The sequence below is a fragment of the Arthrobacter sp. H35-D1 genome (genome assembly GCF_030063185.1).
In the GTDB taxonomy this organism is placed as follows: Bacteria; Actinomycetota; Actinomycetes; order Actinomycetales; family Micrococcaceae; genus Specibacter.
Map to the genome: position 1 here is coordinate 718,675 of NZ_JASISP010000001.1, position 11,954 is coordinate 730,628.

The following is an 11,954-nucleotide window of genomic DNA, read 5'->3' on the forward strand; positions in this document are numbered from 1 at the left end:
TGTGGGTGGTGGTGCAGTTTAGGGCAGTACTCGATCCAAGCAAGCGTTGCTGAACACACGTTTGGCATCGAGACCATCTCGAACCCTACAGAACTTTTCGAGGTCTGGATAGAGTGCGGCAAAGTCCTTCGATTGGAGAAAATGCCACTTCCCCCAATGCGGGCGTCCGCCATGGGAAAGGAAGATTTCCTCGGCTGCCTTGAAGTATTCAAAGGGGGCGGTCTTTATGTGTTGGTGGATGGCGATGTAGCCGCTTTGGCGACCGTTGGAAGTGGAAAGGGCAATGGTGTCTGCCGCAGCGCTGCGGACCTCCACCGGGAAGGAGATTTGCAATCCGCGGCGCTTGATCATGATGTCCAGTTCACCCAAAGCTGCCGGAATGTCCTCGACCGGCAGCGCGTATTCCATTTCCCGGAAACGCACGCTGCGCGGAGTTGCGAAGACCTTGTGTGAGACGTCGCCGAATTCCCTGTTGCCTGTCAGCCGGGATGCCATTTTATTCACGCCCGGGATGGTCGAGGGCAGCTTCCCGGTGACATTGCACAGCGCCGAAAACATGGTGTTGGAAATCAGCACGTCGGCAAAGATATGTGAGGCCGTGGACAGTGGGGCGACGCCTGCGGGCAGGCTGCCGGCGGCGTACCGTGTGTTGGTCTTTGTCAGTGCCGTCTCGGTGTGCGGGAACCAGTAGAACTCAAAGTGGTCGAGCTCGCTGATGCGCTGCTGCCATGATTCCAAAACGTCTGCCAGGGGTTCCGGACGTTCAACGGCGTGCAACATGAACGCATCCACGCATTGCAGCGTGACGGAAGTGATGATGCCCAAGGCGCCCAGTCCCACCCGGGCCACAGCGAAGATGTGGGCATTTTCAGTGGCGGAACAGTGCACCACGTCGCCGCTTCCAGCCACCAATGTCAGGGCTCGAACCTGGGCGGCAATGCCCCCAAATTTCAGGCCCGTGCCGTGGGTGCCGGTGGAAATGGCCCCGGCTATCGACTGTTTGTCGATGTCGCCCAGATTTTCCATGGCCAGGCCGTAAGGCGCAAGCAAGGCTGGAATCTCATGCAGGCGGGTGCCTCCGGCCAGCGTGACAAGCTTGGCTTTTCGGTCAACGGTGAGCAGCCCGCTAAGTCCGTCAAGACAGACCTGAACACCATTGGTCAGGGCGATGTCGGTGAAGCTGTGCCCGGCGCCGACGGCCTTGACGGTGCCGCCGGAAGCCGATGCCGTGGCAGCCAGTGCCGAGACGTCCGCCACGGTGTTGGGGCGGGCGACGGCGCTTGGCCGGCAACGCTGGTCCCCGGACCAATTGCGCCACTCACTCATACGAACGCCTTCCCTTCGCCGCGATAGGTGGGGATGCTGCCCACTCTTTGGGCGCCGTCGAGCGTTTCCAGGGCGTCCACATGCTCGCAAACCTCGCCGGACTTCGCATGCCTGAACCACACCTTTTCGCCAATGCGCAGCTGATCGGCGGCGGCACCTTTCAACGGGGTCTGCACTTCGCCGGCACCTTCGGTGCCGATCATTGTCAGCCCGGCCGGGTAGACGGGCACGGGGGATCGGTCTGCACCGGCGGGGCCCGAGGCAATCCAGCCGCCGCCCAGGACCGTGACCATGCCAGGGTTCGGGCGCCGGACAACCGACGCGGCGAACCCGACGGCGGGGGCCGGGGTAAAGCGGGAGTAGCCGTCAAAAAGTGTGGGCCCGAACAATCCCGAACCAGCCGCCAGCTCCGTCACGGAAGCATCGGCGGTGGTGAGTTCAAGGCTTCCGGTGCCGCCGCCATTGACAAATTCAAGATCCACGATGTTCCCCACCGCAGCAACAACATTGGCCCTGCGGTGGGTGATTTCCGCCATCGAAGCGCGCTGCATTCGTTGCAGGACCGCGCCTTTGGCAAGGTCGGCCACCTTGTTTGAGGTGTGCGGGTTGTCTTGCAGGCCTGCCACCTGGGCTTCGTAGGCCATGATTCCAGCCAGCGCGAAGAGCGGTGCCGAGCCGTTCTTGTAGCCGTTGACAGCCAAGGCAAGTGTGACGGCGTCGGTCCCGGTGCGAAGCGGTGAACGGTGTACGCCAATGTGTCCCACGGTCCGTCCGCGCAGCGAGGGACGCCAGGAGGAGTCAAGGTCGAGGCAGAGCCTGAGGGGGGCTGCCGGGGCTGTTCCCGCCAAGGTGGCGGCCATCCATTCCAACTGCTCGGTGGAATCCACCATCAAGGTGACGCGTGAGCAAGCCGCAGGGTCGGCAGCCAAGGCGCGCAGGGCCTGCCCGTCGCCAGTGGGGTAGGCGACCACAATGTCGGTGAAGGCCCCGGATGGATCCCCGGACAGCCACAGTGCCTCCGGCAACGTGAACCCCAAAATGCCGGCAAAGCCCGGCTGCTTCAAAACGGCGCGCAGGACCTCCTTGCTGCGGATGGACTTGCTGGCAACGCGGATCGGCTTGCCGGCTGCGCGCTGCAACAACGAACCCGCGTTGAAGGAGAGTGCCTGCAGGTCCAGAACCGCCAGGGGAGCGGGGAGTTCGGCACAGGCAGCGTCCGCGTCGGCCCAGATGGCCGCGGGGGGATGGTCACCGCTTCGCCCCCGTTCAAGGGCGTGTTCAATCAGTTCCAATGTTGCCTCCCGCTGTGCAAACGGTGTTCATGAGCCCAACTCTTTCACATGCCGTCCGAACTTGGGGCGGATGCGCGGCGGGAGTTCGTTGTCTCGTCCAGCGAGGCAACTTGACGCGCCCAGCCGAACCCGCAATAGTCACAGGTACAGGCCGCGAAGGGGAGGCGCCACGGCGTTTTCCCACCTTCGGGCATACGTTAAACAGGAGGCGCAGCATGAGCAGCCCAGAGGAAATGCCGCAGGCCGCAACGCCCGGTGCAGTCCCCAGCCCCACCGGAATTGTGGTCGGCGTCGACGGTTCGGAGCAAAGCACTTGCGCCTTGATTTGGGCCGCCCGCGAGGCGAAGTTGCGCAAAGTCCCCCTGCATTTGGTGACGGCCTACACGGTGCCCATCTTCGCTGCTTCGGGGCTCGACGGCGGTTACGCCACCGTGGACGACGACGTCATCCGCCAAGGAGCCGAGGCCATCTTGCGCGAGGGCGCTGCAAAAGTGGCCCATCTTGAGGTTGAGATGGATGCACGGGTTGAAAACGGCGACGCAGCCGGCGTTCTGGTGGAACTCAGTGAGACGGCGGAACTGCTGGTGTTTGGTTCGCGCGGCAGGGGCGGCTTCATGGGTCGCCTGCTGGGCAGCGTCAGCACCGCCCTCCCGGCCCACGCCAAGTGCCCCACCGTGACGGTCCCGCTGAGCTGCGCACCGCGGATGTCCGAAGGCCCCGAGGGCGCGGAAGCCATTTCAAAGCTTGAGAAAGTTGTCACCGTCGGTGTGGACGGCTCCGACCAAGCCCGGTATGCCGTGCTTGTCGCTGCCGAGCAGGCGGAGCGCTCCGGCTGCACGCTGCGAATCATCTGTGCTGTGCAGCCCTACACCGGATCCCTTGCCTGGATGCCGGCGCCCGTTGACCGTGAAGCGTTGTTTACGGAGATCCAGGAACAGCTCGACGCCGGTGAGAAGTGGTTGCTCAACCACTTCCCGAAGCTTCCCATGGAAGTCACCCTCGTTGAAGGATCGGCCGTGGAAACCCTCGTTGAAGCCACCAAGACCTCCGAACTTGTGGTCATGGGCACCCGCGGGCGCGGCGGATTCGCAGGCATGTTGCTTGGCTCCACCACCGAAGGTGTACGCCACCACGCCAAGGGGCCCATCATGGTGGTCCACGACCGTGAGGATCCCCGCCAGGGTGACCGTTCCGCATTTGGTCCGCTGCTGAGTGTCTAGTGTTGCGTTTCCAGTGCCGGGCAGCCGATGTCGGGCAGCCGATGTCGGGCAGCCGGCGTCGGCGCCAGGCCGTCAGTACCTTGCGGCGTAGGGGTACAGCTTCATCGAGGACATCCACGACAACGAGGTGACGCCGAGCGGTTGTGACGGATTCAGCGCTTGAACCACCTGGTTGTTGCCAACGTAGATGGCGATGTGGGAGAAGCGGCCGTTGCCGTCGTCGTTGAAGACCAGCAGGTCCCCGTACCGCATCTGGGACAGCGGCACGCGTTGCGGTGCGGCCCAGAACTGGTCGCTGCCCTGACGCGGCACCGCCTTCCCTGCGGCAGCGAACGCCTGCTGGACCAACCCTGAACAGTCAAACGCGACGGGGCCGTTGCCGCCCCACTGGTACGGACCTCCCACCTTGGACATCGCGTAGTTGACCATGACCTGGGTGTAGGAACCGGTGGGCGGGGCAACCGGCGGTTTGGGCTTTTGCGGCGCGGGCGGCTTGGGCACCACGGGAGGCGCGGACGGTTTGGGCGCGGGAGGCTCGGGCTTTTGTGCAACAGGTGGCTTTGGTTTTTGCGCAACGGGAGGCTGCGGGGCCACGGGCGCGGGAAGCGCGGGGGCCGGCGGCGCAGGGGAGTTGGAGACCACTGGCGGCATGATCGAGTTCCCGGGTTGGGCAGGCCCTGCTGCTGGCCCGGCAGCTGGTGGCTGGGGTGCCGTGCTCGGACGCGTGGGCGCGTCGGCGTTGCTTGAGTCTTCAATTTGCTGCTGCAGGGCCGCTTCCTGTGCCTTGCGGGCCAACTCGTCCACGCGGGCGCCTTCGAGAGCCACCGTTGTATTGTGCAGTGCTGCCAGCCGCTGCAGCAAAACTTCTCGCTGATTCTGGTTTTCCGCCACCACGGCGCCCTGGGCGTCCGCTGTGGATTGCGCGTGGACGCGTGAAGCTTCCGCCGCGGCCGCAGCCTCGTTGGCTGCGTTGCGGGCCGCAGCGGCTTGGGCGCCAAGCGCCTCGGAAGTGGCCGCCGCGGATTCGGCGGTGTCAAAGGTGTGGGCCCGGTTGGTGCTCAGCGCCATCAGGGTTGTCGCTTGGTAGATGGCGTCGTCGGCGTCGGAACTGCTGAGAAAACTCTGCACGCTCAGGTCCAGCCCCCCGTTCTTGTACAGGTTGCCGGCCAATTGCCCCAGCTGGGCCTTGGCCAATTTCTGGGCTCCGGCAGCGTCCTTGGCCTTGGCCTGGGCAGTCGCGGCTTCCGCCTCGCGTTGGTCAACGGCCACCAGCGCTTCGGTGTAGTCGTTGTTGGCGCCCATGGCGGCCACCGTTGAGGCGGCGAGCTTGTCATTGGCTTGGCTGAGGATCCCGTCCAGCTGAGCGGATGCGGAGGCAGTGGCTGCTTCGGACTTTTTGGCCTTGTCAACGTCTTCCCGACTGGGAATCGCGGGGCTGAACGGCCGCAGTGCCAACTGTTGCAGCGCCGTCGTGCTTAAGAAAGTGGGGCTCAAGGCGGGAGTGTGTGCAGGAGCGGCAGTGGCGGGGGTGAGGAATGCTGTCGATGCGAGGGTGGCACAGGCCCAGGCTGTAGTGCCGCGAACCAAAAAGCGCATAGTCGTCCAGTTGCCTTACTGCAGGTCGATGAGAGTATCGGGCGCTGCCGGGGGCCGGAATGGCCAGGCGCGCAATTGCACAGCTTCTCCGACCCTAAGGCCAGCGCGAAGCCTTTGGCAACACAGGCAACACAGGCAACATGAACCACATCAACGTCATTTAGCCCCAACCCAATTCGTGCAGGCGCTCGTCGTTGATGCCAAAGTGGTGGGCAATTTCGTGGACAACTGTCACGCTGATTTCATGCACGACCTGCTCGCGGCTGCTGCAGATTTCCAAAATGGGCCCTCGGAAGACGGTGATGCTGTCGGGCAGGGAGCCGGTGTCCCACCAGCTGTCCCGCTCCGTCAGCGGCGTCCCTTCGTAGAGGCCCAGCAGGACCGTGTGGGGATCCTCGTGCGGACCGGGTTCATAGTTTTCGGCAGTGAAGATCGCCACATTGACCATCTCCGCACGGATCTTGGCGGGGATCCTGGCTATGGCCGCCTGTACGGCAGCATCGAACTCATCCTCATTCATGGAGAAGGGACCAAACGAGGGGATGCCGGCCAATGGATTCTCGTACATGTCTCCAGCCTAGTGACTTGGTGCCGGGAGGCCCGTTTTGTGTTCTGGGCAAATAGGCCCTATAGTTTTTCAAGTCCACTTCGGACCGAAGCACTGCAAGCAGCGCGGCGGTTTTGGAGCTGACTATAGGCCCCCATCGTCTAGCGGCCTAGGACACCGCCCTTTCACGGCGGCGGCACGGGTTCGAATCCCGTTGGGGGTACTTTGCGAGTGAGTGGTAAAACAAGCAGAAATTTGCTGGTACGCTATAACTCGTGAAAATCACACAATAGTGCTGATGGAAACAAACGCAGTAACAAGTATGGCCCTGTAGCGCAGTTGGTTAGCGCGCCGCCCTGTCACGGCGGAGGTCGCGGGTTCGAGTCCCGTCAGGGTCGCTTAGGTTCTCTTGGTTGGTTCAAGGGGATCTGGTGACGAAAAGATCAACAGATCACCAAGGCTCTGTAGCTCAGTTGGTAGAGCGTTCGACTGAAAATCGAAAGGTCACCGGATCGACGCCGGTCGGAGCCACCACAAAGAAACCCCCGAATCCATTCGGGGGTTTCTTGCTTTAATAAGGGGCTGGGTTTCCGGGTTAGCGGCCAGAATGTGTGTATGGCCAGGGCGTGTCAACGGCTGCTGCAGCTGTGGTGATTCGCTGCAGGTATTTCCGGGCGCGGATCACCATATCCGTGTCAATTTTGGCAATGGACCCGAAATGTCGAGTCACGGCAGGGCCATCTCGCGGCAGTTCCCTCCGCGGGCCTGCATTCGCCACTCGGCTGGCCCCGATGCGGACGCGCCGCCATCTGTGAAATGTGCCACACTTGTGGATCAAAGGTTCACAGCTTAAAGTTCCAGACGGAGGGTTCCCATGGGCGTGCTGCGGAGTTTTCGGCGGGTGTTGCTGCTGCTGTCGATTGTGATGATTGGTTCGCTGGTGCTGTCGTCCTGTTCACTGGTGCAGGATCGAGGCACTCCGGGCGGGGAATCCGGACTGGATTCCAGCACCGGCCCGAGGGGTGACGGCGCAGACCCGGAAATGCCCGTCCTGCCTAGCAACTTTGCCGGTGTGGGAGCGAACGTTGAGGCATGCCTGAGTGTCACCGCCGTGGTGGTGGGCGGAAGCGGACTGGTGCTTCTTGCCAAGGTGGGAGGGGCGGGCGATTCGGTCCCGGAAGTGCTGAAATTGGTGCGCGAAGCCATGGCAAAAGTTCCCGACGGGGTGAAGGGGGACCTTGAAAACCTCCTGGAAGTCCTGGACACGAACGGCCTCGGCGCTGAAGGCCTGGACAGTGAGAATATGAGCCAGGCCATGGAGCCAATTAGCGCATGGTTGGAAAAGAACTGCAAGGGAAACTAGCGGTGCAGGGCGGTTGACGCGGCTGTGCGGGCAGCCAGAATTTGCAGCATGCATGCATGCGCCCTTCCGCCACGTTGCTCCGCATCTTTGCCCTGCATAGGCTTACTGTAAGAGAAACAGAAAGGGCCCGCCCATGGACTCGCACGACCAAGCTTCGTTGGACCCGACATCCCCGGACACCGACCACGGACAGGGACGAACGGTCATCGCCGACACGGCCGTGGCCAAGGTGGTCGCCATTGCCATCCGTGGCGTTGCCGGTGTCCATGCCCTGGGCTCGGGGACCTCGCGCTCCATTGGTGCCATCCGTGAGGTGGTGGGCGCCGCCGACCTCACCCAGGGTGTGCGGGTTGAGGTGGGAGAATCCCAAGTCGCCGTGGACATAGTCATGCTGGCCGAGTACGGGTATCCGCTGCAAGCCTTGGCCAACACAGTTCGCCGGGCCGTCTATCTGGCGGTGGAGGAATTAGTGGGCCGCAACGTCATTGAAGTGAACATTGAGATCACGGACGTCTACATCCCCTCGCCTGAGACCGAGAAGTCTTCCACCCGCAGCCGCCTCAGCGAGCGGATGGGCACTGTCGGGAAGTCGACGGTCAATGAAGTTCCTGCGGGAGCCGTAGTGGCGTCGCCGGAGGGCTCCTCCGTAAATTTCAGCAACAATCCAAGTGAAGCAGGGAAGCAGCCGTGAATCTGAGTGTGGTGTGTGCAGCGTTTGGGGCATTCTTGGCTTTTATGGCCTTCGTCTTCGGGTTTTGGGGATTCGTAGTCTCCGCCGTCTTCATTGCCGTGGGGGCTTTCGTGGGCAGGGCCGCTGGTGGAAAACTCGATTGGCGGGGCGTTCTTGATGCCTTGACCGGACGGCGCTCCTCATCGTGAGCCAGGCTTCGGCCAGTGAATCTGCCGTCCACGGAAGTACGCTGCACAAGCCAGCGTCAGGCAGCGCCCAGCCGGGGACCACAAGGGTTTTTGCCGGGCACAACCGCATCAGCGCGCAGGCGTTGACCTCTGTAGCCAAAGTTGCAGCAGCGGAAGTCCTTTTGGTGCCCCCGGCCCAAGTGCGGGTGAGGTGGTCCGATGAGGCCGGGGCCCTGGCCTTGGCCGTCTCATCTGCCATGGGCGCGCCTTCCGTAACCGAGGTGCGCCGGCATCCCGGCATCGTTGAGCAGGGTGGCGGCAGCGTTCTGGCCCGTGCCACGGCTGCAAAAGCCCGGATCTTGGCCCAGGTTGAGGAGCTGACAGGCTCGCAGCTGAGCCGCGTTGACGTGCGGATCTCCGGGTTGCTGGTGCGCGAGGGCGGGAGGGTCCTGTGAGTGACTTTATGCGGCACGCGGTTCGACGGGAAACGCACTCGGCCCGCTCGGGGCTGTCGACGGTTGCAGCCATCGCGATCACGCTGGTGGCTGTCTACGGCCTGCTTGAGGCGATGCTGGCGGCTTTGGGCGAGCCGCCTTGGCTGCTCTCGCCGATCTCCGGCATGGCGTGGGTTGCCGCCCTGCCGGGTGGACATGCACCAGTCCTGCTGGGTGTCATAGGGGTATTGCTTGCCCTTGTTGGGCTGGTGTTTCTTGGGCAGGGGCTGCTGCCGCGACGCCGGGCACGGCACGTGATTGCCCACCCGCGCGTGGCGATTGTGGTTGAAGACGAGGTTATTGCCTCCGCGCTGGCCAAGTCCGCCCGCATGGCTGCAGGGGTTACCCGCGAACAAGTCGTCGTGGTGGTTTCCGCCCGCCAGGTCCAGGTAAACATCCGGCCCACCTCCGGCATCCGCATCTCCGAAGGAGACATCAAGGCGGCTGTCGAAGGCCAGTTGGAGGCCATGGCACTTGAGCCGGCACCATCCGTCGCTGTGCGACTGGCCGACAGCGGGGTGATCGGCGTATGAACGGGACACCGCGCGCGCTCAACCGGTTCCTCTTGAGTCTTGTTGGATTGCTTCTGCTGCTTGCCGGAATCGGCCTGACCGTGCTGGCTGCTGTCCCTGCCGCGGCTCGCCGCTGGCAGGACTACGCCGGGGCACAGGTGGCCTGGTTGCGCAGCTACGAGGACCGATCACGGCTGCTGGTGACTTCGGAGAGCTGGATCTGGCTGGCCGCAGCTGCCTTCTTCCTCCTCGTTGTTGTTTTGATGATTTCCTGGATTGCCAATCAGGGCAAGGGCCGGGCCAGCACTTTGGTGGACTATCAAGGAAACGCTGACGACGACGGAGCAGACGGGGCGGTCAAGCTCAGTTGCGCCGTGGCTGAAAATGCGCTTAAAAACGCATTGCTGGAAAGAACTGACATATTCGGTGTTTCCGCCACGAGTTACGACTTCCGCAAGGAGACGGGGTTGAAAGTGCGGGTTTTCCCGCGGCAAGGGATCGCACCGCAACACGTGGCGGAGGATGTCGTCGAACTGGTCGAGGCACTGGATGGACTGTTGGGGATTGAAGTTCCTGTCCTTCTGAGCATTGGCACCGGGGCTCGGTCACGGTTCACCAAAGCCGAAAGAGTCCGCTAGTCTCTACTCATTACCCGAGGTACAAGCTGTACCGGAACCGCATCGATTCACCACGGAGGGCAGCATGACTGAGAACAATGCCGAGAAGGCCAAACAGTTCGCCGGGGATGCGGCGGAGAAGGCCAAGGATTTCGCCGGTGATGCGGCGGAGAAGGCCAAGGATTTTGCCGGGGACGCCGGGGAGAACATCAAGGATTTCGCCGGGGATGCGGCGGAGAACATCAAGGACTTCAGCGGCGACGCCATGGAGCATGCAAAGGGCCTTGGCTCCAAGATCGCCGGGATGTTCAAGCCCGAGAAGTAGTTCGCAGCAGGCTTCTGCTGGGCGGTGAATGCCAAATCATGGCATTCACCGCCTTTTTAGTGCCCAAGTTCAAGAACCAGCATGCGAGAACACATGCCAGTTCCTCTTGCACGCCGGGTGACGGTACTGGGCAAGGCCGTGGCGCGCGGATGGGCAATTGAGCGCGTGCCAAGCCGGTGTTCCACGGCCCGGTCCTGCCATAAAGTGTTGCGGACACGATGAAAAACTGTCGTGACGATCCTGGCGGAGTTATTTGGTAACGAATTGGTGTAAGCGCTTGCACTAATGCCGTACGTCTTACTAGTGTGAGCTAAACCACTCGGGACGCGTTGGTCATCTGCGTGCTGAACGTTGAAAATCATTCACTTTGAGGAGCATCAGCATGGGACACAAGATGTCAAGGATGTACTTGCCGTTGGCGGCTGTTGCCGCGGCTGCCCTGGCGCTTTCCGCCTGTGGCGGGGGAGCCGGTGGCGGCGGCGAAAGCGGTGGCGGTGGAGGCGGCGACGCTGCTGCGAACCTCGACGGACGCGGCCCCATCACCTATGTGCAGGGCAAGGACAACTCCGGTGTGGTTCGTCCGCTCATCGAGAAATGGAACGCAGCCCACCCCGATGAGAAAGTGACATTCAAGGAACAGTCCGACAACGCCGATCAGCAGCACGACGATCTTGTGAAGAATTTTCAAGCAAAGAACGCTGATTACGATGTGGCCAGCGTGGATGTGATTTGGACTGCTGAATTTGCGGCCAGGGGCTGGCTGCAGCCGCTGACGGACACGATGAAAGTTTCCACCGACGGCATGCTGCCGGCCACGGTGAAGACCGGAACGTACAACGAAGTGCTGTATACCCTGCCGCAGACTTCCGATGGCGGCATCTTGTACTACCGCAAGGACCTTGTTCCCACGCCTCCCAAAACGTGGGACGAAATGATGGGCATGTGCTCCATTGCCAAGGACAAGGGCATTGACTGCTATGCCGGACAGCTCGCCCAATACGAGGGGCTGACTGTCAACGTCGCCGAGGCCATCAACAGCCAAGGCGGGGAGATCATCGGCAAGGACGGCAAGCCCACGGTGAACTCCCCGGAGGCTAAGGCCGGATTGGGGAATCTCGTCAAGGCCTACAAGGACGGGAACATCCCCAAGCAGGCCTTGACGTACCAGGAAGAGCAGGGACGGCAATCCTTCGAAGATGGAAAACTGTTGTTCCTGCGCAACTGGCCCTATGTGTACAACCTGGCCAAGACGGACGGTTCATCCACCGTGAAGGACACGTTTGGCATCGCCCCGCTTCCAGGGAAGGACGGCCCCGGTGCTTCCAGCTTGGGCGGGCATAACCTGGGCGTGAGCGTGTACTCCAAGAACAAGGCCACGGCCAAGGACTTCGTGGAGTTCATGACAAGCAAGGAGTCGGAGAAGTTCTATGCCACCCAGGGATCCCTGGCCCCAGTGCTGGGGGCACTCTACGACGACGCCGAGCTTGTCAAGCAGCTGCCTTACCTGCCCGTGCTGAAGACGTCCATCGAGAATGCCGTCCCGCGTCCGGTGACGCCGTTCTACCCCGCCGTCACCCAAGCCATCCAGCAGAATAGTTTCGCTGCCCTGCAGGGCAGCAAAACTGTGGACCAAGCCTTGACGGACATGGAATCGGCCATCTCCACAGCCGTCTCCAAGTAGCCCGGCCCCTTGCGGCCGCCCCATGGGGCGGCCGCAAGGGGCAATGAAACGCCGTCACGGCTTGAGGTGCGTGCGCCAAGAAACTGTTGTTGGCGCACGCAACGGCCAAGCCGCGAACAAGAG

At 62.4% G+C, this 11,954-nt stretch carries 13 protein-coding genes and 3 tRNA genes; 12 read left to right on the forward strand and 4 right to left on the reverse strand.

Annotated features, from left to right (window positions below; translation table 11 throughout):
* Positions 1-18: 18 nt before the first annotated feature.
* On the reverse strand, positions 19-1,326 hold the full coding sequence (locus QMG25_RS03285) for a D-arabinono-1,4-lactone oxidase (RefSeq protein WP_283457270.1): 1,308 nt from the start codon (positions 1,324-1,326) through the stop codon (positions 19-21).
* Entirely contained in the window at positions 1,323-2,618 is a 1,296-nt protein-coding gene (locus tag QMG25_RS03290) for a type III PLP-dependent enzyme domain-containing protein (RefSeq protein WP_283457271.1), read from the reverse strand. Before QMG25_RS03290 ends, QMG25_RS03285 begins: the two co-directional genes overlap by 4 nt.
* 215 nt (positions 2,619-2,833) lie before the next feature.
* On the opposite strand from QMG25_RS03290, the gene QMG25_RS03295 reads away from it, so the two are divergent.
* Positions 2,834-3,838, forward strand: coding sequence for a universal stress protein (locus QMG25_RS03295; protein WP_283457273.1), 1,005 nt, complete (start codon positions 2,834-2,836; stop codon positions 3,836-3,838).
* A 72-nt stretch (positions 3,839-3,910) separates the two neighbouring features.
* Here QMG25_RS03295 and QMG25_RS03300 read toward each other — a convergent pair whose 3' ends face one another.
* Both QMG25_RS03300 and QMG25_RS03305 read right to left on the reverse strand, forming a co-directional pair.
* The gene (locus QMG25_RS03300; protein ID WP_283457275.1) at positions 3,911-5,332 is read right to left on the reverse strand and encodes a C40 family peptidase; all 1,422 of its coding nucleotides are present in this window, start codon (positions 5,330-5,332) and stop codon (positions 3,911-3,913) included.
* A gap of 262 nt (positions 5,333-5,594) precedes the next feature.
* Positions 5,595-6,002 (reverse strand): metallopeptidase family protein, encoded by a 408-nt coding sequence (locus tag QMG25_RS03305; RefSeq protein WP_283457277.1) that lies wholly within the window; start codon positions 6,000-6,002, stop codon positions 5,595-5,597.
* A 129-nt stretch (positions 6,003-6,131) separates the two neighbouring features.
* Here QMG25_RS03305 and QMG25_RS03310 point away from each other — a divergent pair.
* The 11 genes from QMG25_RS03310 to QMG25_RS03360 all read left to right on the forward strand — a co-directional run bounded on the left by QMG25_RS03310 (position 6,132) and on the right by QMG25_RS03360 (position 11,831).
* Positions 6,132-6,204, forward strand: a tRNA-Glu gene (locus QMG25_RS03310).
* A gap of 101 nt (positions 6,205-6,305) precedes the next feature.
* Positions 6,306-6,379, forward strand: a tRNA-Asp gene (locus QMG25_RS03315).
* 60 nt (positions 6,380-6,439) lie between these two features.
* Positions 6,440-6,515 (forward strand) — tRNA-Phe (locus QMG25_RS03320).
* Positions 6,516-6,855: 340 nt separating this feature from the next.
* Entirely contained in the window at positions 6,856-7,344 is a 489-nt protein-coding gene (locus QMG25_RS03325; protein WP_283457279.1) for a hypothetical protein, read from the forward strand.
* A 133-nt stretch (positions 7,345-7,477) separates the two neighbouring features.
* A complete protein-coding gene (locus QMG25_RS03330) occupies positions 7,478-8,035 on the forward strand; it encodes an Asp23/Gls24 family envelope stress response protein (RefSeq protein ID WP_502866330.1) in 558 nt (185 codons plus the stop codon).
* A complete protein-coding gene (locus QMG25_RS03335; RefSeq protein ID WP_283457281.1) occupies positions 8,032-8,223 on the forward strand; it encodes a hypothetical protein in 192 nt (63 codons plus the stop codon). The genes QMG25_RS03330 and QMG25_RS03335 overlap by 4 nt, the downstream gene beginning before the upstream one ends.
* Complete coding sequence (locus QMG25_RS03340; RefSeq protein WP_349307103.1) at positions 8,220-8,657, forward strand: hypothetical protein; 438 nt, start codon at positions 8,220-8,222, stop codon at positions 8,655-8,657. Before QMG25_RS03335 ends, QMG25_RS03340 begins: the two co-directional genes overlap by 4 nt.
* On the forward strand, positions 8,654-9,229 hold the full coding sequence (locus QMG25_RS03345) for a hypothetical protein (protein ID WP_283457283.1): 576 nt from the start codon (positions 8,654-8,656) through the stop codon (positions 9,227-9,229). The genes QMG25_RS03340 and QMG25_RS03345 overlap by 4 nt, the downstream gene beginning before the upstream one ends.
* Positions 9,226-9,846, forward strand: coding sequence for a hypothetical protein (locus QMG25_RS03350; RefSeq protein ID WP_283457285.1), 621 nt, complete (start codon positions 9,226-9,228; stop codon positions 9,844-9,846). Before QMG25_RS03345 ends, QMG25_RS03350 begins: the two co-directional genes overlap by 4 nt.
* Positions 9,847-9,910: 64 nt before the next feature.
* Positions 9,911-10,150 (forward strand): hypothetical protein, encoded by a 240-nt coding sequence (locus QMG25_RS03355; protein ID WP_283457287.1) that lies wholly within the window; start codon positions 9,911-9,913, stop codon positions 10,148-10,150.
* A gap of 382 nt (positions 10,151-10,532) precedes the next feature.
* Positions 10,533-11,831: an ABC transporter substrate-binding protein gene (locus QMG25_RS03360; RefSeq protein ID WP_283457289.1), complete on the forward strand. Its 1,299-nt coding sequence runs from the start codon at positions 10,533-10,535 to the stop codon at positions 11,829-11,831.
* Positions 11,832-11,954 lie beyond the last annotated feature (123 nt).